This is a genomic window from Pseudomonas sp. LAMO17WK12:I1, assembly GCF_900177315.1.
Classification (GTDB): domain Bacteria; phylum Pseudomonadota; class Gammaproteobacteria; order Pseudomonadales; family Pseudomonadaceae; genus Aquipseudomonas; species Aquipseudomonas marginalis.
Genome location: NZ_FWZV01000002.1, coordinates 410,916 through 430,913, shown reverse-complemented (window position 1 = coordinate 430,913; position 19,998 = coordinate 410,916). Strand labels below are relative to the sequence as shown.

Here is a 19,998-nt window from a genome sequence, read left to right as displayed (position 1 = left end):
ACCCGAAGGGCCAGTCCCCACAACAATAATTAAGGACACCGACCATGACCCAGTCCTTCCTGGCTGCCCGGGATTTCCTGCTCGCGCACCGCACCGACTACGCCACCGCCGCCCGGGATTTTCGTTGGCCACAGCTGAGCGAATTCAATTGGGCCCTGGACTACTTCGATGCCATGGCCGAGGGCAATGCCGCCGACGCGCTGTGGATCGTCGAAGAGGACGGCAGCGACCAGCGCTACAGCTTCCAGCAACTGGCCGCGCGTTCCAACCAGGTGGCCAACCACCTGCGCGCCCTCGGTGTGAAGCGTGGCGAACGCGTGCTGCTGATGCTCGGCAACGATGTGGCGCTGTGGGAAACCATGCTGGCCGCCTTCAAGCTCGGCGCCGTGGTGATCCCCGCCACCGCCCTGCTCAACCCCGTCGACCTGCACGACCGCATCGAGCGGGGCCAGGTCCGCCACCTGGTGGTCGGCGCGGCGCATGTCGGCAAGTTCGAGGGCCTGGGCGAAGGTTGCAGCCGCGTCTGCGTGGGAGCGGCGCCGACTGGCTGGGTCGCGCACAGCGCCGCCTTCGAATACCCCGAGCGGTTCGAGGTCGAGGGCCGTACCTTGGCCACGGACCCGATGCTGCTGTATTTCACCTCCGGCACCACCTCAAAACCGAAGATGGTGCTGCACAGCCACCAGAGCTATCCGGTCGGCCATCTGTCGACCATGTACTGGATCGGCCTGCAACCCGGCGACCTGCACCTGAACATCTCCTCGCCGGGCTGGGCCAAGCATGCCTGGAGCTGCCTGTTCGCACCGTGGAATGCCGGCGCCTGCATCTTTATCCATAACGTCGCGCGGTTCAGTGCCCAGGCATTGCTCGGCGCGCTGGAAAAGTACAGGGTGACCAGCCTGTGCGCCCCGCCCACGGTGTGGCGCATGCTGATCCAGGAAGACCTGGCCAGCTACAAATCGCGCCTGAACCTGCGCGAACTGGTGGGCGCCGGTGAACCGCTGAACCCGGAGATCATCGAGCAGATCCAACAGGCCTGGGGCCTGCCGCTGCGCGACGGCTTCGGCCAATCGGAAACCACCGCCCTGGTCGGCAACACCCCGGGCCAGTTGCTCAAGCCAGGCTCCATGGGCCGCCCGTTGCCGGGCTACCAGGTGGCCCTGCTGGACGCCGACGGCGTGCCGGGCACCGAGGGTGAAGTCGCCCTGCCCCTGGATATACGCCCACTGGGCCTGATGCTCGGCTACGAAGACAGCCCGGAGAAAACCGCCGAGGTGATGCGCGACGGTTACTACCGCACCGGCGACACCGCGCAGATCGACGCCGACGGCTACATCACCTTCGTGGGGCGCGCCGACGACGTGTTCAAGGCCTCCGACTACCGGATCAGCCCCTTCGAGCTGGAAAGCGCGCTGATCGAACACCCGGCGGTGATGGAAGTGGCCGTGGTGCCCAGCCCCGATCCGTTGCGCCTGGCGGTGCCCAAGGCGTTCCTGATCCTGGCCCACGACGCCCCGGGCAGCGCCGAGCTGGCACGCCACATCCTTGAGTTCGCCCGCGAGCATCTGGCGCCCTACAAGCGGGTGCGGCGGATCGAGTTTGTCAGCGAATTGCCCAAGACCATTTCCGGCAAAATCCGCCGGGTGGAGTTGCGACAGATGGAGGTGGTGCGACGCCAGAGTGATACACGGGGTGAACAGGAACACTTCGAGGAAGATTTCAGCTGAAAAAAAGCCCGGCGGCCGCTAAAGGCTCCACCGGGCAAAACGAAGCGACCAGCTTCAGAAACGCGGTTTGACGGTCTTCCAATCCGGTTGATAGCGCTGCATCTGCTTCACGTCGTCGCGCTGGCGAATGCCGCAGCTGAGGTATTGGTCATGCAGCTTGCCCAGTTGGTCAGGGTCCAGTTCCAGGCCCAGCCCCGGTGCGCGGGTGATCTTCACGCAGCCGTCGACAATCGGCAGTTTGCCGCCCTTGATCACTTCTTCGTCCGGTTCTTGCCAGGGGTAGTGGGTGTCACAGGCGTAGTCGAGGTTGGGCACCGACGCGGCCACGTGGGCCATGGCCATCAGGCTGATGCCCAGGTGTGAGTTGGAGTGCATCGACACGCCCAGGCCAAAGGTCTGGCACATCTTCGCCAATACCTGGGTGTCGCGCAGGCCGCCCCAGTAATGATGGTCGGCGAGCACGATCTGCACGCTGTCCAGGGCCACGCTGCGGCGGAACTCATCGAAATCGGTGACCACCATGTTGGTCGCCAGGGGCAAGCCGGTGCGTGTGTGCAACTCGGCCATGCCTTCCAGGCCGGGGGTCGGGTCTTCGTAATACTGCAGGTCATCGCCGAGCAGTTCGGCCATGCGAATCGAGGTTTCCAGGGACCAGTTGCCATTCGGGTCAATGCGCAGCGGCACGCCTGGAAAGGCCTTTTTCAAGGCCTTGATGCACGCCACTTCATGCTCAGGGTCCAGCGCACCGGCCTTGAGCTTGATGCTTTTGAAGCCATAGGTGTCGATCATCCGCCGCGCCTGGGCGACGATCTGTACTTCGTTGAGGGCTTCGCCCCAACTGTCGGGTTTATAGGGCGAGTCGATGTGCTCGGCATACTTGAAGAACAGGTAGGCGCTGAACGGGATCCGGTCGCGGATCGCGCCGCCCAGCAGGTCCACCAGCGGCACATTCAATGAGTGCGCCTGCAGGTCGAGAAACGCCACCTCAAACGCCGAATAGGCATTGCTCACTGCCTTGCTCGCATGGGAACCGGGGGCCAGTTCGGCGCCGGCAATGCTCGCGGGTTTGTGCGCCGCCACGGTGGCCTGCACGATGGCGCGCAGTTGGTTGAGGTTGAACGGATCGAGGCCGATCAGTTGGTCCTTGACCTGTTGCTGGATCGCCAGCGCCGGGGCATCGCCGTAGCTCTCGCCAAGGCCGATGTAGCCGGTGTCGCTCTCGATTTCGATGATCGAGCGCAGCGCGAAGGCTTCGTGGATACCGCTGGCGTTGAGCAGCGGCGGGTCGCGAAACGCGATGGGGGTGACGGTGACGCGGACGATTTTCAAGAGGCGGCTCCCTGTGGGCCTGGACGCAAGGCGGGATGATGAGTCGGTTTGGAGGTGGGCGGCACACCGGGCCGTGGTGCGGTGCGCGCAAAAAACACCACCACCGCGGCCACCAGCGAGGTCGCGGCCAGGCCATACAGTCCGCCTTCAATCGAACCGGTGGTCTGCTCCAGCAGGCCGAAGGTGGTGGGTGCAACAAAACCGCCGAGGTTGCCGACCGAATTGATCAAGGCGATCACCGCCGCGGCGATGCGCGCATCCAGGTAACCCTGGGGGATCGGCCAGAACAGCGCCGAGGCGGCCTTGAAGCCAATCGCGGCAAAACAGATGGCGACAAACGCAAACACCGGCCCGCCGGTGGTGGACATGAGCATGCCGACGGCGGCGATCACCAGCATCAGCGCCACCCACGCCTGCTGGTGTTTCCACTTGCTCGCCAGGGCAGCGAACCCATACATGGCGACGATGGAAATCAACCACGGGATCGAGTTGAACAACCCCACCTGGAAGTCGCCCAGGTTGCCCATTTTCTTGATCATGCTCGGCAGCCAGAACGTGGCGCCGTAGATGGTCAGGGCGATGGAAAAGTAGATAAAGCAGAACAGCGCGATCTGTTTGTCGGCCAGCAGCTTGAACATCGACGGCCGCACGCTCCGGTTGGCTTCGCGGGCCGTTTGCTCAAGCGCGATGGCCGTCACCAGTGCTTGCTTTTCTTCGGCGCTGAGCCACTTGGCCTGATGGGGATGAGACTGCAACCAGAACCACACAAACCCGCACAACAGGATGGAGGCAAAGCCCTCGATCAGGAACATCCACTGCCAGCCATGCAGGCTCAAGCCGCTGACGTTGAGCAACGCCCCCGACACCGGCCCGGAAATCACCGAGGCGATGGCCGAACCGCTGAGGAAAATCGCCATCGCCTTGCCGCGCTCGGCGGCCGGCAGCCATTGGGTGAAGTAGTAGATGATGCCGGGGAAAAAACCGGCTTCGGCCGCGCCGAGCACGAAGCGCAGGATATAGAAACTGGTTTCGCCTTTGACAAAGGCCATGGCCATCGCTGCCGCGCCCCAGGTGAACATGATGCGCGTCAACCAGGCCCGTGCGCCGTAGCGCTGCAGCAGCAGGTTGGACGGCACTTCGAAGATCGCGTAACCGATGAAAAACAACCCGGCACCCAGGCCATAGGCGGCGGCGCCAATGCCCAGGTCGGTCTCCATATGGCTGCGCACAAAGCCGATATTGACCCGGTCGATGTAATTGACGATGAACATCACCACGAACAACGGCAGCACATGGCGCTTGACCTTGGCGGCTGCGCGGGCGAGCACGCTCGGGTCGGGCGGATTCTGGACGGTATCCAAGGGCAACTCCCACTCATTGTTTTTTTAGGGACGCACCGATGATGGACGCCGGGGATTGTTCCCGTCTAATCTAACTTGGCATTCGATTGATACCTGGATTAGATCAATGTTCGAACTGACACAACTGCGCTGCTTCACCACCGTGGCCACCGAGCTGAATTTTCGCCGCGCCGCCGAACGCCTGAACATGACCCAGCCGCCCCTCAGCCGGCAGATCCAATTGCTCGAACATCATCTGGGCGTAGAGCTGTTTACCCGCACCACCCGCAGCGTCGCCCTCACCGCCGCCGGGCGCGCATTTTTCATCGAGGCCCAGAACCTGCTGGAGCGCGCCCAGCAGGCAGCCGTGACCGCCCGGCGGTTTGCCGAGGGCGATATCGGCACGGTGAATATCAGCTTCGTCGGCAGCGCGGTGTATGAGTTTTTGCCCAGGGTCATTGCCGAGGCACGGCTCAAGCAGCCCCAGGTCAGGATCGACCTCTCGGAGATGAACACCTACCAGCAATACGAAGCCCTGCGTGCGCGGCGCATCGACCTGGGCATCGTCCGCGCGCCCCTGCTGGAACCCGGTTATGCCACCGAATGCCTGGTGCGCGAGCCCTTCGTGCTGGCGGTGCCGAGCAGCCATCGACTGGCCAGTGCCGACAGCGTCAGCGTCCACGACCTCGACGCCCAGCCGTTCCTGATGTATGCCCATGCGGCCTACCCGCCGTTCAACGAACTGCTCACCGGCCTGCTGCGCTCGGCCCGGGTCGCCCCCGAATATGTGCAGTGGCTGGGCTCGTCTCTGACCATCCTGGCCCTGGTCAACGCCGGCATGGGCTTGGCGCTGGTACCGCGTTGCGCCAGCAGCGTGGTGTTCAAGAACGTGGTGTTTCGCGATATCGACCTGGGCGAAGGCGCGCAAAGTGAACTGCACCTGATCTGGCGCGAGAACAATGACAACCCGGCGTTCGCGATGTTGCTGGAGGGGATTCGCAGTGCGGTGCGTGACGGCTGGGCGGACTGACTGCAGGAGCAGGCTTGGACGACATCAAGGCCTTGCTGCCATCCACCCATCGCCACCAAACAACTGTGGCAGGGGGCTTGCTCCCGATAGCGGAGTGTCAGTCACTGTAGAGGTCGACTGACCCACCGCCATCGGAGCAGGCCGCCCTCGCCTCACGCCACCTTGAACCGATTGACCAGCCGCTGCTGGTGCTCGGCCAGGCGCGCCAGTTCCTGGCTGGTGATTGCGGTTTGCTCGGCGCCGGCACTGACCTGGATGACCAGGTCGTTGATCTCGTTGACGTTACGGTTGATGTCTTCTGAAACCGCACTCTGCTCTTCGGCCGCCGAAGCAATCTGCAGGTTGCGATCACTGATACTGGCCACGCCTTCGGCGATCTCCAACAACAATTCACCTGCACGTTCGACCTTGCGCGCGCCGTCCTGGGCCTTGCCCAGAGTCTCCTGCATGGACGAGCTCGCCCGATCCGAACCACTTTGCAGGTTGCTGATCATCTGCTGAATGTTCCCGGTGGACTCCTGGGTCTTCTGCGCAAGTACCCGCACCTCGGACGCCACCACGGCAAATCCGCGCCCATGATCCCCCGCCCGCGCCGCTTCGATGGCCGCGTTCAAGGCCAGCAGGTTGGTTTGCTCGGCAATGCCGCGAATGACGTCGAGCACGGAGGAAATCCCATCGCTTTCCTGCTTGAGTTCGCCAATGATCAGCGCGGTGTCCTCGGCCTGCCCCGAGAGCTGGCGGATCAGGGTGATGGTGCCTTCGATCTCGGTGCGTCCTTGGGTGGTGCTGGTATTGACCCGCTGCGACAGCTGCGCCGCATCGTTGGTGCTGTGCGCCACCTCGCGCACGGTGGCGCTCATCTGGTTGATCGCCGTGGCCACCAGTTCGGTGCTTTGACGCTGTTGCTCGACGCTCTGGCTGGTCTGCATCGTCACCGTGGAAGACTCCTCCGCTGCCGTTGCAACCTGCGCGGTGGCGTTGCCGATTTCCTGCACCACGCCACTGATCTCTTGCGCCATGCGGTTGAGGTTGCGCGAGATCTGACCGAATTCATCCTTGCTTTCATAAGTCGCCCGCGCGCTGAGATCGCGCTCTGCCAGGTCATTGAGCACGCGGTTGAGGTCGCGCACCGCCGAATCGATCATGCGGATGATCAGCCAGGACAACACCGCCACCGCCAGCAGGGACACGATCACCGCGCCAACGGTCAGCCACAGGGCGCGGCGGGCGTCATCCCGCTCGTGCATCGCCAGGCTGCTGACACTTTGGCCCAGGGCTTCCTCCACTTGGCTCATCAGGTCAATGCGTTGGGTAGAGGTTTCAAACCAGGCTTCGGGTTTGATCCCCAGCGCCTGCCCCATCGGCACCTCAAACGCCAGGCGCTGCAACTTGCCGACTTCGACGGCGGCAGGTTGTTGCATTTGCGTATCGAACTGCGCCAGCGAGGCCGCGGGCGCCTTGCGCCGGAACGCATCGTAATAGGCGCCGAACTCGCCCAGGTTGCGGCTGAAGCGCGACAACAGCGCCTCATCGAAATGCCCCTGGCTGAAGACCAGGCCCAGCACCACGCGCTCGCGCCCGGCCCGCTCTTTCATTTCGATAAATTGATTCAGGGCCCCCAGGGCGTAGACGATGGTCGCGTTGTTGACGCTCGCTTCCAGGGAATGGGTGTAACCGGTCAGCACTTGAATGATCTCGGTATACCGCGCGCCGGATTCGGTGCTGTTGATACTCAGCTTGTCGACCTGCCCACGCATCGCCGGCAACTGGTCCAGGGCCCGCAGGACGTTGTCCAGGTTCGCACCGCCGGAGGTGGACAAACCGCGCACCACCTCGACGGCCGCGCTGGAATCCCTGCGCATCTGCACCATCCGCTCGCCCATGGACTTGCCGCCACTGCCGAGGAACACGCCACTGGCACCACGCTCACGCTGCAAGGTGGTAATCAACTGGCTCAACTTCTGGGCGGTGGCGCTGGCCATCACCGTGGTGTTCATGTCGCGCAGCGTTTTGTAATTGTCCACCACAAACACGCCGGCCATGGTCAGGAACCCGAGCATGGGCAGCAGCAGAATCAACAACAGTTTCAGACGCAGCGGAGCGTTCTTAAGCATTTCCCTAAAGCCTCATGTCCATGGATCAGACTGGCGCCTGTCACGCCAAGATAGTGGCGCCATAATATCACCCATGAAAACGGCGCTACCGCTCTCGGACGGCCATCTGGAGCCAATAGGGGGTTGTACTGACCCAGATCAATAAACCCTCACAAACCAATCGGCTGCCGGCCCCTGTGTTGATCGAGCACCTGCCTGACTGACTCAATCCTCTCGAATACTTGCCTGATCCTCCGAATGTTCGGTTTTTTCATAGATGGCCCTTGTGCCCTGATCTAGAGTTCGACAATGGGCGCCCATCGCCTTTCTTATAAGAAACACGCTATCCCGACCGATGATCAGTAGGTGAGCCAGCCATGGAATTACGCATCAATCAAAAGACCTATCAGGTCGACGCCGACGCCGACACGCCGCTGCTGTGGGTGATCCGCGATGACCTCGGGCTGACCGGCACCAAGTACGGCTGTGGCCTGGCCCAATGCGGCGCCTGCTCGGTGCTGGTGGACGGCAATGTCGTGCGTTCGTGCGTCACGCCGGTGGCCGGGGTGGTCGGGCGTGAGATCACCACCATCGAGGCCATCGAAGCTGATGAAGTGGGCAAGCGGGTGGTCAGTGCCTGGGTCGAGCATCAGGTGGCGCAATGCGGTTACTGCCAGTCCGGGCAGGTGGTGGCAGCCACCGCGCTGCTCAAGCACAGCCCCGCGCCGACCACTGCGCAAATCGACGCGGCCATGGTCAACCTGTGCCGCTGCGGCACCTACAACGCCATCCATGCCGCCATGCATGACCTGGCCGCCGGGAAGGAGAGCGCCTGATGAACACGCCATCCGTCATCCCCGGCCTCACCCTGGGCGAGCCGATCAACCTGTCGCGTCGACGCTTCCTCGCCAGCACGGCGGTGGGTGCACTGGTCATCGGTTTTGGCCTGCCACTGGGTTCGGCCAGGGTGCAGGCCGCTGCCGCCGCAGAACGCGGCACCCAGGTACCGGCGTTCCTGGAGATTCGCCCGGACGGTACGGTGCGCCTGCTCAGCCCCTTTATGGAAGGCGGCCAAGGTACCCACACCGCCATGGCGCAGATCGTCGGCGAAGAGCTGGATGCCGACCCCGCCACCTTTATCGTCGAAGCCGCGCCACCCGGTGAGGCCTATGTGGTGATGGAGAACGGCATGCGCATCACCGGCGGCAGCATGTCGGTGCGCATGAGCTACCCGGTCATGCGCCGCCTGGGCGCCCTCGCCCGCGCCATGCTGTTGCAGGCCGGCGCCGAGCAGCTTGGTGTGCCGGTGGCCCAACTGACCACCCAACCCGGCCGCGTGGTGCACGCCGCCTCCGGCCGTTCCCTGGGCTACGGCGAGTTGGCCGGCCGCGCCCTGGACATGCCGGTGCCCGACCCGGCCGGCATCACCCTGCGCGACCCGAGCCAGTTCCGCTGGATCGGCAAACCGGTCAAGCGCCTGGATGCCTATGACAAATCCACCGGCAAGGCGCAGTACAGCATCGACATCAAGGTCGACGGCATGCTCCACGCCGCCGTGCAGCACGCGCCGCGCCTGGGCATGACCGTGGGCAGCCTGCGCAATCAATCCCAGGTCGAAGCCATGAAAGGCGTGCACTCCGTGCACGTGCTGCCCGGCGCGGTGGCCGTGGTGGCCGAACGCTGGTGGCACGCCAAGCGTGCGGTGGAGGCGATCCAGGTCGACTGGCAGGAACCGACGGCCGACTCAAAAGTGCGCGGCATGCCCGCTGATTTTTCCAGCGACGGCTTTCGCGATTTCCTCGCGGCCCAGCAAGGCCCGGCCCGTGACGACGAGAACGAAGGCGATGTGGCCGGCGCGTTGAAAAACGCTAAGACCCAGGTCGAAGCCACCTACCACAACCAGTACCTCAACCATGGGCAACTGGAGCCACCGTCAGCCCTGGCGCGCTTCAACCCCGACGGTTCGCTGGAGATCTGGCTGCCCAACCAGGCGCCCGATCTGTTCCGCGCCGACATCGCCAAGCGCGCCGGGCTCGACCCCGCGCAGGTGACCCTGCACTCGCCGCTGCTGGGCGGTTTTTTCGGCCGGCACTTCCTGTATGACTCGGCCAGCCCCTACCCCCAGGCGATTGCATTGGCCAAGGCGGTGGGCCGTCCGGTCAAGCTGATCTGGAGCCGTGAGGAAGAGTTCCTGCGCGACGTGTTGCGCCCGGTCGCGGTGGTCAAGTTCCGCGCCGCGCTGGACGCCGACGGCCTGCCGGTGGCGATCGAAGCGGTGAGCGCCACCGAAGGCCCTACCGAGGCCATCGCCGGTAAGCAGGGCGAAAAACTCGACCCCACCGCCCTTGAAGGGTTGTCGGGCAAGAGCTACGCCATCCCCAACAAACGCATCGCGCAGATCTACGTCAAGGGCCCGGCCATGCTCGGCTACTGGCGTTCGGTGGGCAATTCGTTGAATGACTTTTTCTACGAAGCCTTCCTCGATGAGCTGGCGGACAAAGGCGGCCGCGATCCCTATGAGCTGCGCCTGCATCTGCTGCGCGACAACCCACGGCTGACCACCCTGCTCAAGGCCGTGGGCGAGTTGTCCGGGGGCTGGAAGCGTGGCCCCTACACCGCCGAAGACGGTACCCGGCGCGCACGCGGCGTGGCCATGGCCTCGCCGTTCGGCTCCCACGCGGCGGTGATCGCCGAAGTGTCGCTTGAAAACGGCCAGGTCAAGGTGCACCACATCTGGGAAGCCATCGACCCCGGCAGCATCGTCAACCCGGCGATTGTGCAAGCCCAGGTCAATGGCGCGGTGGCCTTGGGCTTATCGCAGACATTGCTGGAGGAAGCGGTGTACGTGGACGGTAAGCCACGGGCACGCAATTACGACCTTTACCCGATCCTGCCGCCCTCACGGATGGCGCAGGTACACGTGAAGATTGTCGAGAGTGGCGAGAAGATGGGTGGCATCGGTGAGCCTCCGCTCCCCGCTGTGGCGCCAGCCGTGGTCAATGCGGTAGCGCAGTTGACCGGCCAGCGTGTTCGCAGCCTGCCATTAAGCCGACACACCTTCAGCTAACCGAGCGAGACCGCCCATGAACAACCGTCGATTCGCAAGAACCGCAGGCTGGCTGGTGCTGCCCTGCCTGGTCGCCGCCGGCCTGCTGGCCTGGTATGTCACCCGCCAGCCCGCCACCCCGTTCGCGCAGGAACAGGCCGCCAGCGTCGACCCCGCACAGGTCAGTCGCGGCGAATATGTCGCCCGCCTCAGTGACTGCGTCGCCTGCCACAGCCTGCCGGGCAAGGCGCCCTTCGCCGGGGGCCTGGAAATGGCCACGCCGCTGGGCGCCATTCACGCCACCAACATCACCCCGGACCGCACCCACGGCATCGGCACCTACAGCCTCGCCGACTTCGACCGTGCAGTGCGCCACGGCGTAGCACCGGGCGGGCGGCGGCTCTACCCGGCGATGCCCTACCCGTCTTACGCCAAGCTCAGCGACGACGATATCCGCGCGATGTATGCGTTCTTCATGCAAGGCGTACAGCCGGCCAGCGAGCCCAACATCCCCAGCGATATTCCCTGGCCGCTCAATCTGCGCTGGCCCATTGCCCTGTGGAACGGCCTCTTCGCGCCGACCGCCACTTACGCGGCCAAACCCAACCAGGACGCGCGATGGAACCGTGGCGCCTACATCGTCCAGGGCCCTGGCCACTGCGGCAGCTGCCACACGCCGCGCGGCCTGGCCTTCAACGAAAAAGCCCTGGACGAGTCCGGCAAGCCGTTCCTCGCCGGCGCCCTGCTCGACGGCTGGTACGCTCCGAGCCTGCGCCAGGACCCCAACACCGGCCTGGGGCGCTGGAGCGAGGCGCAGATCGTGCAATTCCTCAAGACCGGGCGCAACGCCCATGCGGTGGTCTACGGCTCGATGACCGAAGCGTTCAACAACTCCACGCAGTTCATGGAAGACGCCGACCTGGCCGCCATCGCCCGTTACCTCAAGTCACTGCCCGGCGACCCACAGCGTGACGGCACGCCCTGGCAGTACGTAGCCGCCGATACACGCCAGGACGTCCCCGGTGCCCACACCTACGCGACCCGCTGCGCCTCCTGCCATGGCCTTGACGGCAAGGGCCAGCCCGAATGGATGCCACCCCTGGCCGGCGCCACCTCGGCATTGGCCAGGGAAAGCGCCTCGGCGATCAACATCACCCTCAACGGCTCACAGCGGGTAGTGGCCGCCGGCGTACCGGACGCCTACCGCATGCCGGCGTTTCGTGAGCAACTGTCCGACGCGGAAATCGCCCAGGTGCTGACCTACGTGCGCAGCACCTGGGGCAACCACGGGGAGGCGGTCGACGCCACGGCAGTCGGCAAGCTGCGCGGGCATACCGACCCGGCCAGCAGCAGTCCGATTATTTTGCATATGCGTTAAAAGTCGCTGTCCTGATCTTTTCCCCGGCGTGGTCAGTGAAATGAGCATGCCGGGGAATAAGGGTTGATGTGAACAAACTTAGTATTGATCCGGCCCCGCGAACGTTGATCTGTCCGATTACTCACCTGTTCAAGCTCGCCTCTTCCGACAATCAAAACAGAATCCTTCTACGTAACGGATTAACCATTACGCACGGAAATATGTTGGCAACCTCAGCAAGATCGAGACCCAACTGACCGAGCGGAACATGGCAAATTCACACTACCGCTATTTATGGCGGGCCATCTTCCTGACTGACGGTTCCTTCAACCGCTTTTTCATACATATAAAGTATGCATAATGAAGACGTTCAGGATTCAATACGATGAGGCAAAAAACATCGCCAATCAGCAGAAGCACAAGGGCATAAGCCTGGCGGAGGCAGAGCCGGTGTTCAACGATGAGATCGCCCTGACGATACAAGACCACGATCACGATGAAGAGCGCTGGGTGACCATGGGCACTGACGCGAGGGGACGAATTTTGGTAGTGACATACACTTACCGCGATCCGAATTTCGTACGCGTTATCAGCGCCAGGCTCGCATCAAAAAATGAACGGCGCCGTTATCTGGAGGCTTGAACAATGAAAGACGAATACGATTTCACCCACAGCAAACGCGGTGCTGTCGCCAGCAACAAGGGCAAGACCCGCATCACCATCATGCTTGACGATGCGGTTATCGATGCCGCCCGTGAACGCGCAGAAAGCGCCGGTACGGGCTATCAAACCGTGATCAACAATCTGTTGCGTCAGGCGTTGATTTCGCAACAAGCACACAATCTGGCGCCCGCCCCAAAGAAGCGGGCTAAAACCCTGCAAGTTATCAACAATGGCATTAGCCTCTCTGAAGTTGAAGCACTGGAACAACAACTCATCGCTGTCGCTGGCGAGTTGAATCGCGTGCTGGGCACAGCCAAACCGGCCGATTGACCAAGGCTTTCTGCGACCTACCCCAACTCCCGCTTGAGTGGCTAACGGTCCAGCGCCCCATCCCAGCGGGCAATGAACAGGGTGGCCACGCCGTTGCCGATCACATTGATCAGTGCACCGCCTTCGGAGCTAAACCGGTAGACGCCCAGTACCAGCACCAGACCTGCTGCCGGTATCACATAGATCGAGCCGAGCGTGCGGCCCGCCCCCGAACTAATTTGAACGAACCCCCACGTTTATCCATCAACATTGAAGGACCTATCAGACACGAGAACGGCTTGTGTCGCTCCTACGCGAGCTACGAACCCGGCGGCCTCGACCAGGCCCCTGCACTCTTCGCTCGCACATGACGACCTTGGGGTGAAGGCCATGGCAGCGAATAGGCGTGAAGCGTCGAAACAAACCGGCTGGGAAGCAGAGCTGGCCACAAACACCGAACTCTTCTACGAGGCCGACCGCCTGGAAACACAGGCCTACGCCATCATAGGCAGCAGCCTGGCCGATGCCGGTGACTGGCTGCGCTTTACCGAGGCGAAACAGGTGGCGGATGCCAAGCGCACCGAGGCGTATCAGGACCTGATGCGGATCCGGCGCGGCATGGAGTCTGCGCGCTCCGACTGAGGCCGCTCGGGGCGCTGCGGCAAGACAAAAAAACCACTCGTCCGAGTGGCTTTTCTGGGTTTTCACAGCGCCTCAGGAAGAAAAAACCTCCGCGCGCTGCCGTGTTGTCTTTTTGTACCGGAGCGGCTGCTGCCAGGCCAACTGAGCCTGGACCTGCGCTACGGCCTCCAACACCCGCTGCGCCCAGTTTTCGTCCTGAGGGTCCACCACTACCACGCGAAAACCGTGGTCATGGCCTTCACTGCGCACGCCTTCGGAGTCATCCACATGCAGGTCGATGTCGAAGGCCGGGGGGAATTTCGAGGGTGCGTTCGACAGCCCGCGTGCCGTCAGGGCATGGTTGTGCAGCACGCTGTTGACCACGCCGTCGACGCGGATGCCGTAGAGCATCAGCCAGCGGCGGATATACGACGGCGTGCGACCGGACGAGGTGTAGACCCAGATGCTGCAGCCCTGGCGACGTAGCTCACGGGTCAGGGAACGCGTGCCGATCCGCAAGGGCTCACCCAGCCAACGGTGCACGCAGGCCGGCAGCCGGCTCGGCTCGACGTCGCAGTGGTGCAGCTGGCAGGCCAGGGTGTCGTCGATATCGAAGGAAATACGGATACGCGGGCGCTGCTGCATCGGCAGGATGCGCTGGAGGACCCGCCCTGCCCTGGCGAATAGGGGAGAACCACTCATCAATGGCCTCCTTGAAAAACGGGCGGGCGCGGGTCCTTGAGAAAAAACTTGTGCGGATCCGGCGCCTGTTCTTCCAGGAAGGCGGCGTATTTTTTCTTGATCTTGGGCAATTCGTACAACGCCTTGACTCCATGTTTGGCTGAGTTGCGGATCACCGACGAAGGGTTGAAGTAGCCCTCGGCGTTCTCCAGCGTCAGCACGAACGGCGGCAGGCCTGCACGCATCAGCAAATAGCTGACGATCAGCGAACCGCTGCGGTTGTTGCCTTCAATGAACAGCTGCGGCTTGCTGAGGATGCGTACATACACCCCGGCGGCGCGCTTCCAGACTGATTCACTGCGATACGCGCAGTACCAGTTGTACAAGTCCTTGATGCCACCTTCGACATTGTTGAAGAAGTGTTCTTCGGTCGCCGCCAGGTGGTGGGCGTATTCCAGGCGCCGTGCCGGGTCGCTGCCACAGAGCACGGTGGCGTTGATCTCCAGCATCAGGTCCAGCTGCTGCAGGTCGAACAGGTCGACGCCCCGCGCGACATAGTCGTCAATCAGCGCGTAGCCTTCAAGCACGTTGTGCAGCACTTCGTCGGTCAACGGGTCGCGCGGCTCGGTAAAGTCCCGGCTGAGCTCGGCAAAGCGCTGTTGCACCTCACGCAGTGCGCGTTCAATCGCGGGCAAATCAAGGCGTCGTGTTGCAGGCATCGGCATTCCCATAAGCAGTTGAAAATACGGGAGCATCCCAGCTCCCGCAGGGGCATCAGCTGAACTTGCCGCTGATGTAGTCCCCGGTCATTTGTTCACGCGGGTTCTCGAAGATCTGCGCCGTCGGGCCCATCTCCACCAGGTAGCCGGTGCGCGTGCCCTGGGAAATATCCACCGAGAAAAACGCCGTGGTGTCGGCCACGCGGATGGCCTGCTGCATGTTGTGGGTCACCAGGGCGATGGTGTAGTCCTTCTTCAGCTCGACCATCAGCTCCTCGACCCGGCGGGTGGCGATCGGGTCAAGCGCCGAGCACGGCTCATCGAGCAACAGCACTTCCGGCTCGGTGGCGATGGCACGGGCGATGCACAGGCGTTGCTGCTGGCCACCGGACAGCGACAGGCCGCTGACCTTGAGCTTGTCCTTGACCTCATCCCACAGCGCGGCGCCTTGCAGGGCGTGCTTGACGCGGTCGCCCAGGTCGCCTTTGTAGCGGTTCAGGCGCAGGCCGAAGGCGACGTTGTCGAAGATGCTCATCGAGAACGGGTTCGGCTGCTGGAATACCATGCCGATGTAGCGGCGCACGACCACCGGGTCCACGCCCTTGCCGTAGACGTCCTGGCCGAGGAAGTGCACATGGCCCTCGAAACGGAAGCCCTTGACCAGGTCGTTCATGCGGTTGAGGCTACGCAGCACGGTACTTTTACCGCAGCCGGAAGGGCCGATGAAGCCGGTGATCTTGTTCTTTTCGATCGGCACATGGCTGTCACGCACGGCCATGAAGTTGCCGTAGAAGATCTTGTCCAGCTTGCAGTCCATGACCACAGGCGCCTGGGTGACAAACGGAGCGGCTATTTGCGCAGTTGATACGTTCAAGATTCAGATGCTCCCGTTTTCAATACTTTGGCTTGCCGAAGATACGGCTCACGATATTCACGACCAGCACGATCATTACCAGTACCAGCGACGCCGCCCATGCGAGTTCAAGCTGGTTGTCGAAGGGCATGCCGGAGAAGTTGTAGATCAGCACGGCCAGGGAGGCCGTCGGGTTCATCACCGCCAGGCTGCCGTCGTGGTAGATCCAGTAGTTGCTGAACAGCGCGGTAAACAACAGCGGCGCGGTTTCGCCGGCGGCGCGGGCCACGGCGAGCATCACGCCGGTGAGGATTGCCGGCAGGCCGGTGGGCAGGACGATTTTCCAGATCACCTGGGAGCGGGTGCAACCCATGCCGTAGGCGGCGTCCTTCATGATCTTGGGCACCATGCGCATCGACTCTTCAGCCGTCAGCACCACGATCGGCAGCATCAGCACCGCCAGTGCCACGCCACCGGCCGGGGCCGAGTAGGTGCCGGTGGTCATCACCACCAGGGCGTAGGCGAATACACCGGCCAGGATGGAAGGCAGGCCGGTGAGCATCTTCGCGGCAAAACGCGCGGCGTTCGCCAGCTTGCTGTCCGGGCCCAGTTCGGCGAGGAAGATTGCCGCCATGATGCCGACCGGCACGGCGATGGCAGCGGCAATGCCGACCATCACGAAGGTACCGGCCATCGCGTTGCCGAAACCGCCGCCGGTCTCGAAACCGGTGGGCGGCAGCTCGGTGAACACTTCAAGGCTCAGGCGCGCACCGCCGCGGGTGATGAGCATGTAGAGCACGGAAATCAGCGGTACGCTGGCCAGCAGCGCGCCCGCCCAGACCAGGGTGGTCAACACCAGGCTGCGCAGGGCACGGCCTTCGAACCGGCGCTGGAGGCTGGGCATTGCGCCTGCGGGGGACGTCAGGTCAGTTGCAGCAGTGAGGTCAGTCATCACTTATTACCCCGTTGGGCGTACATCATGATCATGGAGCCGAAGATGTTGACGATCAGCGTGATCAACATCAGCACCAGTGCGGCGTACATCAATACTTCGATCTCGTTCGGCCCGGCTTCGGGGAAGTTCAGCGCCAGCAAGGCCGCCAGGGTGTTGGCCGGGGCGAACAACGACAGCGAGATGTTGTTGGCGTTGCCCACCAGCATGGCCAGGGCCATGGTTTCACCGAGTGCGCGGCCCAGGCCCAGCACCAGGGAACCGAAGATGCCGGTGGCGGCGGACGGCACCATCACCTTGAGAATCGCTTCCCAGTGGGTGGTCCCCATGCCGTAGGCGGCTTGCTTGGTTTTCATCGGCACGGCGGTGAGCGCATCCTGCGACACGGCGGCGATGGTCGGCAGAATCATGATGGCCAGTACCAGCGCCGCCGGGAGCAACCCAGGGCCGCTCAGGGACGTGCCGAAAAAGGGGATCCAGCCAAGTTCAGTGTTCAACCATGCGGTCAACGGCCGAATTGCCGGGATGACCACGTAAATGCCCCACAGGCCGTAAACGACGCTGGGGATGGCCGCGAGCAGTTCGACGATGGTACGAAACACCGCCGCCAGCTTCGCCGGCAAAAAATCCTGGGTGAGGAAAATCGCCATGCTGACGCCGAAAACACCTGCGATCAGCAACGCGATAAAGGCACTGTAGAGCGTGCCCCAGATGGCCGGCAGAATGCCGTACTTGCCTTGGTTGACATCCCAGACGCTGCCCAGCAGCACGTCAAAGCCGTGCTTTTCCATGCCTGGAAGGGCCTTGCGCCCGACTTCGAACACCAGGGCAAACACCAACGCCAGCACCAGAACCACGCCTATTCGTGCAAGCGCACGGAAGGTGCGGTCAACCAGAAAATCCTTCGCAGAAGGTGGCTGGCAGGCAGAATCCGGGTTACCCGGTACGACAAACGGTGTGTTCATTGGCTGATTCCGGAACAGGGGGGTAACCCTCCCGGCCGGGCTGACAGCGCCCGCCGAGAGAGGCCTCACAAGCGTTACTGGATGTTGGCGGACGCTTTACGAACCTGATCGACCACCGACTTCGGCAGCGGGATATAGCCCATCGAATCGGCGATTTTCTGCCCTTCGGTCAGGCTGTACTCGACCATTTCACGCATGGCCTTGGCCTTGGCCGGGTTGCCGTTGTCCTTGCGGAAGATCATCCAGGTGTAGGACGTGATCGGGTAGGACTTGGCGCCGTCCGGGTCCGGCAGCCAGGCCACCAGGCTTTCCGGCATTTTCACCGCTGCCAGGGCTTCGGCACCGCTTTCGGCGTTAGGTACCACGTACTTGCCGGCCTTGTTCTGCAGCTGGGCAAAGTCAACCTTGGCCAGCTTGGCGAAACCGTATTCGATGTAGCCAATCGCGCCTGGGGTCTGGCGTACGGTGGCGGTCACACCATCGTTCTTAGGCGACTTGATGAATTTGTCGCTGGCTGGCCAGTTGACGGTGTTGCCTTCACCCAAGTCCTTCTGGAACTGCGGGTTGATGGCCGCCAAGTGCTTGGTGAATACGGCAGTGGTGCCGCTGGAGTCTGCACGCACGACCACGGTGATCGGCATGTCCGGCAGTTTCAGGCCAGGGTTGGCGGCGACGATCTGCGGATCGTTCCACTTGGTGATCTTGCCCAGGAAGATGTTGGAGTACACATCCCGTGGCAACTTAAGTTCTTTAGGATTGCCCGGCAGGTTGAACGCCAGGACGATTTCGCCTGCGGTCATCGGCAGCAACTGCACGCCTTCGGCGACCTTGGCGATGTCTTCGTCCTTCATGGCCGAGTCACTGGCGGCGAAGTCCACGGTTTTGTTCAGGAAGTCCTGTACACCCGCGCCACTGCCTTTGGACTGGTAGTCAACCGTGACGCCTTCGGTCTTCTTGCTGAAATCCTTGAACCAGGTGAGGTAGATCGGCGCTGGGAAACTGGCGCCAGAACCTGTCAGACGGACGTTCTCGGCAGCAAATACCGAGGTGGCACTTAGAGAAACCGCAACGGCGAGTGCAGCTGACTTCATCAGACGTTTCATTCAGGGAAATCCTTGTGATTACGGGCTCCCGGAACTTTGCAGCAGCTTTGTTACGCTTTTATGAAAATTGGGTGGCAAACCGCTATTTCGTCCGGTCTTTCCGCCCCAGCCACACATTTCGATGTAATTGGTTGGTAACAAAATGCGACTAAGACTTTGCCATCTCCCCCCACGACGCGAGTGCCTCCCATGTCTGCAGTAGACGACGCCTTGATCCAGCGCATCCACCGAGAGCTGCTGGATCACAGTGACGAAGAGCTGGAACTGGAATTATCCGAAGACGGGCACGACCTCAACGCGCTGTTCGACGAGCACGTCGAGGAAAGCCCCGAGAAGGCCGCGCGCAGGATTTACTTCAGCGAACTGTTCCGCCTGCAAGGTGAACTGGTGAAGCTGCAAAGCTGGGTGGTCAAGACCGGCGCCAAGGTGGTGATCCTGTTCGAGGGGCGCGATGCCGCCGGCAAAGGCGGTGTGATCAAGCGCATTACCCAGCGCCTCAACCCGCGGGTCTGCCGCGTCGCCGCCCTGCCCGCGCCCAACGACCGCGAACAGACGCAGTGGTACTTCCAGCGGTATGTCTCGCACCTGCCGGCCGCCGGTGAAATCGTGCTGTTCGACCGCAGCTGGTACAACCGCGCCGGCGTCGAACAAGTCATGGGCTTTTGCAACGAAGACCAGTACGAGGAATTCTTCCGCACCGTGCCGGAGTTCGAACGCATGCTCGCCCGCTCCGGCATCCAGTTGATCAAATACTGGTTCTCCATTTCCGACCAGGAACAGCACCTGCGCTTTCTCAGCCGCATTCACGATCCGCTCAAACAGTGGAAACTCAGCCCCATGGACCTGGAGTCGCGCCGGCGCTGGGAGGCGTACACCAAGGCCAAGGAAGTCATGCTCGAGCGCACCCACATCGCCGAAGCGCCATGGTGGGTGGTGCAGGCCGACGACAAAAAGAAAGCCCGCCTCAACTGCATCCACCACCTGCTCGGGCAGATGCCTTATGAAGAAGTGGAACTGCCGGTGATCGAGCTGCCGCAGCGGATCAGGCAGGAGGACTATTCGCGCAATCCGACGCCGATGGAAATCATCGTGCCGCAGGTCTATTAACGCAGGACGCAATAGATTCCCCAGGGGTAGTTAAGAGCGAACACCATACCTGTGGTGAGCGGGCTTGCCCCGCGCTGGGCTGCGTAGCAGCCCCAATAAGAAC

18 protein-coding genes and 1 pseudogene are annotated in these 19,998 nt (G+C 62.6%); 9 read left to right on the top strand and 10 right to left on the bottom strand.

Going from position 1 to position 19,998, the window contains the following annotated elements; genetic code table 11:
- Nucleotides 1-44 precede the first annotated feature (44 nt).
- Complete coding sequence (locus tag B9N88_RS04605; protein ID WP_027603532.1) at nucleotides 45-1,727, top strand: AMP-binding protein; 1,683 nt, start codon at nucleotides 45-47, stop codon at nucleotides 1,725-1,727.
- Between the two features lie 54 nt (nucleotides 1,728-1,781).
- Here the strand turns inward: B9N88_RS04605 and B9N88_RS04600 are convergent, their stop codons facing one another.
- Together B9N88_RS04600 and B9N88_RS04595 are read right to left on the bottom strand one after the other, a co-directional pair.
- Complete coding sequence (locus B9N88_RS04600) at nucleotides 1,782-3,056, bottom strand: glucarate dehydratase family protein (protein WP_027603531.1); 1,275 nt, start codon at nucleotides 3,054-3,056, stop codon at nucleotides 1,782-1,784.
- Entirely contained in the window at nucleotides 3,053-4,417 is a 1,365-nt protein-coding gene (locus B9N88_RS04595) for an MFS transporter (protein WP_027603530.1), read from the bottom strand. The genes B9N88_RS04600 and B9N88_RS04595 overlap by 4 nt, the downstream gene beginning before the upstream one ends.
- A 106-nt stretch (nucleotides 4,418-4,523) precedes the next feature.
- Between B9N88_RS04595 and B9N88_RS04590 the strand changes: the two genes are divergently transcribed.
- On the top strand, nucleotides 4,524-5,426 hold the full coding sequence (locus B9N88_RS04590) for a LysR family transcriptional regulator (RefSeq protein WP_027603529.1): 903 nt from the start codon (nucleotides 4,524-4,526) through the stop codon (nucleotides 5,424-5,426).
- A gap of 152 nt (nucleotides 5,427-5,578) precedes the next feature.
- Here B9N88_RS04590 and B9N88_RS04585 read toward each other — a convergent pair whose 3' ends face one another.
- Nucleotides 5,579-7,486: a methyl-accepting chemotaxis protein gene (locus B9N88_RS04585; protein ID WP_371263346.1), complete on the bottom strand. Its 1,908-nt coding sequence runs from the start codon at nucleotides 7,484-7,486 to the stop codon at nucleotides 5,579-5,581.
- A gap of 410 nt (nucleotides 7,487-7,896) precedes the next feature.
- On the opposite strand from B9N88_RS04585, the gene B9N88_RS04580 reads away from it, so the two are divergent.
- The 5 genes from B9N88_RS04580 to B9N88_RS04560 all read left to right on the top strand — a co-directional run bounded on the left by B9N88_RS04580 (nucleotide 7,897) and on the right by B9N88_RS04560 (nucleotide 12,915).
- Nucleotides 7,897-8,355 (top strand): (2Fe-2S)-binding protein, encoded by a 459-nt coding sequence (locus tag B9N88_RS04580; protein ID WP_027603527.1) that lies wholly within the window; start codon nucleotides 7,897-7,899, stop codon nucleotides 8,353-8,355.
- Complete coding sequence (locus B9N88_RS04575) at nucleotides 8,355-10,586, top strand: xanthine dehydrogenase family protein molybdopterin-binding subunit (protein WP_027603526.1); 2,232 nt, start codon at nucleotides 8,355-8,357, stop codon at nucleotides 10,584-10,586. The genes B9N88_RS04580 and B9N88_RS04575 overlap by 1 nt, the downstream gene beginning before the upstream one ends.
- A gap of 16 nt (nucleotides 10,587-10,602) precedes the next feature.
- Entirely contained in the window at nucleotides 10,603-11,943 is a 1,341-nt protein-coding gene (locus tag B9N88_RS04570; protein ID WP_027603525.1) for a c-type cytochrome, read from the top strand.
- A 339-nt stretch (nucleotides 11,944-12,282) separates the two neighbouring features.
- The gene (locus tag B9N88_RS04565; protein WP_027603524.1) at nucleotides 12,283-12,564 is read left to right on the top strand and encodes a BrnT family toxin; all 282 of its coding nucleotides are present in this window, start codon (nucleotides 12,283-12,285) and stop codon (nucleotides 12,562-12,564) included.
- Nucleotides 12,565-12,567: 3 nt separating this feature from the next.
- Complete coding sequence (locus B9N88_RS04560; protein ID WP_027603523.1) at nucleotides 12,568-12,915, top strand: BrnA antitoxin family protein; 348 nt, start codon at nucleotides 12,568-12,570, stop codon at nucleotides 12,913-12,915.
- Between the two features lie 41 nt (nucleotides 12,916-12,956).
- Here B9N88_RS04560 and B9N88_RS33190 read toward each other — a convergent pair.
- Nucleotides 12,957-13,115: pseudogene (locus tag B9N88_RS33190) on the bottom strand (C4-dicarboxylate transporter DctA); the annotation flags it as partial.
- 169 nt (nucleotides 13,116-13,284) lie between these two features.
- Between B9N88_RS33190 and B9N88_RS04555 the strand changes: the two are divergent.
- Nucleotides 13,285-13,536: a hypothetical protein gene (locus B9N88_RS04555; RefSeq protein ID WP_027603522.1), complete on the top strand. Its 252-nt coding sequence runs from the start codon at nucleotides 13,285-13,287 to the stop codon at nucleotides 13,534-13,536.
- Nucleotides 13,537-13,608: 72 nt separating this feature from the next.
- Here the strand turns inward: B9N88_RS04555 and B9N88_RS04550 are convergent, their stop codons facing one another.
- The 6 genes from B9N88_RS04550 to pstS all read right to left on the bottom strand — a co-directional run bounded on the left by B9N88_RS04550 (nucleotide 13,609) and on the right by pstS (nucleotide 18,788).
- Nucleotides 13,609-14,160, bottom strand: coding sequence for a hypothetical protein (locus B9N88_RS04550; RefSeq protein ID WP_027603521.1), 552 nt, complete (start codon nucleotides 14,158-14,160; stop codon nucleotides 13,609-13,611).
- 56 nt (nucleotides 14,161-14,216) lie between these two features.
- Nucleotides 14,217-14,915, bottom strand: a complete 699-nt coding sequence (locus B9N88_RS04545) for a hypothetical protein (protein WP_027603520.1) — start codon at nucleotides 14,913-14,915, stop codon at nucleotides 14,217-14,219.
- Nucleotides 14,916-14,970: 55 nt separating this feature from the next.
- Nucleotides 14,971-15,732, bottom strand: a complete 762-nt coding sequence (gene pstB / locus B9N88_RS04540; protein WP_010210300.1) for a phosphate ABC transporter ATP-binding protein PstB — start codon at nucleotides 15,730-15,732, stop codon at nucleotides 14,971-14,973.
- A 76-nt stretch (nucleotides 15,733-15,808) separates the two neighbouring features.
- Entirely contained in the window at nucleotides 15,809-16,720 is a 912-nt protein-coding gene (pstA, locus tag B9N88_RS04535) for a phosphate ABC transporter permease PstA (RefSeq protein WP_027603518.1), read from the bottom strand.
- Nucleotides 16,720-17,685 (bottom strand): phosphate ABC transporter permease subunit PstC, encoded by a 966-nt coding sequence (gene pstC, locus B9N88_RS04530; RefSeq protein WP_027603517.1) that lies wholly within the window; start codon nucleotides 17,683-17,685, stop codon nucleotides 16,720-16,722. Before pstC ends, pstA begins: the two co-directional genes overlap by 1 nt.
- 74 nt (nucleotides 17,686-17,759) lie before the next feature.
- The gene (gene pstS, locus B9N88_RS04525) at nucleotides 17,760-18,788 is read right to left on the bottom strand and encodes a phosphate ABC transporter substrate-binding protein PstS (protein WP_027603516.1); all 1,029 of its coding nucleotides are present in this window, start codon (nucleotides 18,786-18,788) and stop codon (nucleotides 17,760-17,762) included.
- A gap of 189 nt (nucleotides 18,789-18,977) precedes the next feature.
- Here pstS and ppk2 point away from each other — a divergent pair, with 189 nt between their 5' ends.
- The gene (ppk2, locus tag B9N88_RS04520) at nucleotides 18,978-19,895 is read left to right on the top strand and encodes a polyphosphate kinase 2 (protein WP_027603515.1); all 918 of its coding nucleotides are present in this window, start codon (nucleotides 18,978-18,980) and stop codon (nucleotides 19,893-19,895) included.
- The last annotated feature ends 103 nt before the right edge of the window (nucleotides 19,896-19,998 follow it).

Excerpts from the sequence above, each read along its gene's own strand:
- B9N88_RS04605 (WP_027603532.1), top strand. The coding sequence starts at position 45 with ATGACCCAGTCCTTCCTGGCTGCCCGGGATTTCCTGCTCGCGCACCGC.
- B9N88_RS04590 (WP_027603529.1), top strand. The coding sequence starts at position 4,524 with ATGTTCGAACTGACACAACTGCGCTGCTTCACCACCGTGGCCACCGAG.
- B9N88_RS04585 (WP_371263346.1), bottom strand. The coding sequence starts at position 7,486 with ATGCTCGGGTTCCTGACCATGGCCGGCGTGTTTGTGGTGGACAATTAC.
- B9N88_RS04580 (WP_027603527.1), top strand. The coding sequence starts at position 7,897 with ATGGAATTACGCATCAATCAAAAGACCTATCAGGTCGACGCCGACGCC.
- B9N88_RS04575 (WP_027603526.1), top strand. The coding sequence starts at position 8,355 with ATGAACACGCCATCCGTCATCCCCGGCCTCACCCTGGGCGAGCCGATC.
- B9N88_RS04570 (WP_027603525.1), top strand. The coding sequence starts at position 10,603 with ATGAACAACCGTCGATTCGCAAGAACCGCAGGCTGGCTGGTGCTGCCC.
- B9N88_RS04565 (WP_027603524.1), top strand. The coding sequence starts at position 12,283 with ATGAAGACGTTCAGGATTCAATACGATGAGGCAAAAAACATCGCCAAT.
- B9N88_RS04560 (WP_027603523.1), top strand. The coding sequence starts at position 12,568 with ATGAAAGACGAATACGATTTCACCCACAGCAAACGCGGTGCTGTCGCC.
- B9N88_RS04555 (WP_027603522.1), top strand. The coding sequence starts at position 13,285 with ATGGCAGCGAATAGGCGTGAAGCGTCGAAACAAACCGGCTGGGAAGCA.
- B9N88_RS04550 (WP_027603521.1), bottom strand. The coding sequence starts at position 14,160 with ATGCAGCAGCGCCCGCGTATCCGTATTTCCTTCGATATCGACGACACC.
- B9N88_RS04545 (WP_027603520.1), bottom strand. The coding sequence starts at position 14,915 with ATGCCTGCAACACGACGCCTTGATTTGCCCGCGATTGAACGCGCACTG.
- pstB (WP_010210300.1), bottom strand. The coding sequence starts at position 15,732 with ATGGACTGCAAGCTGGACAAGATCTTCTACGGCAACTTCATGGCCGTG.
- pstA (WP_027603518.1), bottom strand. The coding sequence starts at position 16,720 with ATGACTGACCTCACTGCTGCAACTGACCTGACGTCCCCCGCAGGCGCA.
- pstC (WP_027603517.1), bottom strand. The coding sequence starts at position 17,685 with ATGAACACACCGTTTGTCGTACCGGGTAACCCGGATTCTGCCTGCCAG.
- pstS (WP_027603516.1), bottom strand. The coding sequence starts at position 18,788 with ATGAAACGTCTGATGAAGTCAGCTGCACTCGCCGTTGCGGTTTCTCTA.
- ppk2 (WP_027603515.1), top strand. The coding sequence starts at position 18,978 with ATGTCTGCAGTAGACGACGCCTTGATCCAGCGCATCCACCGAGAGCTG.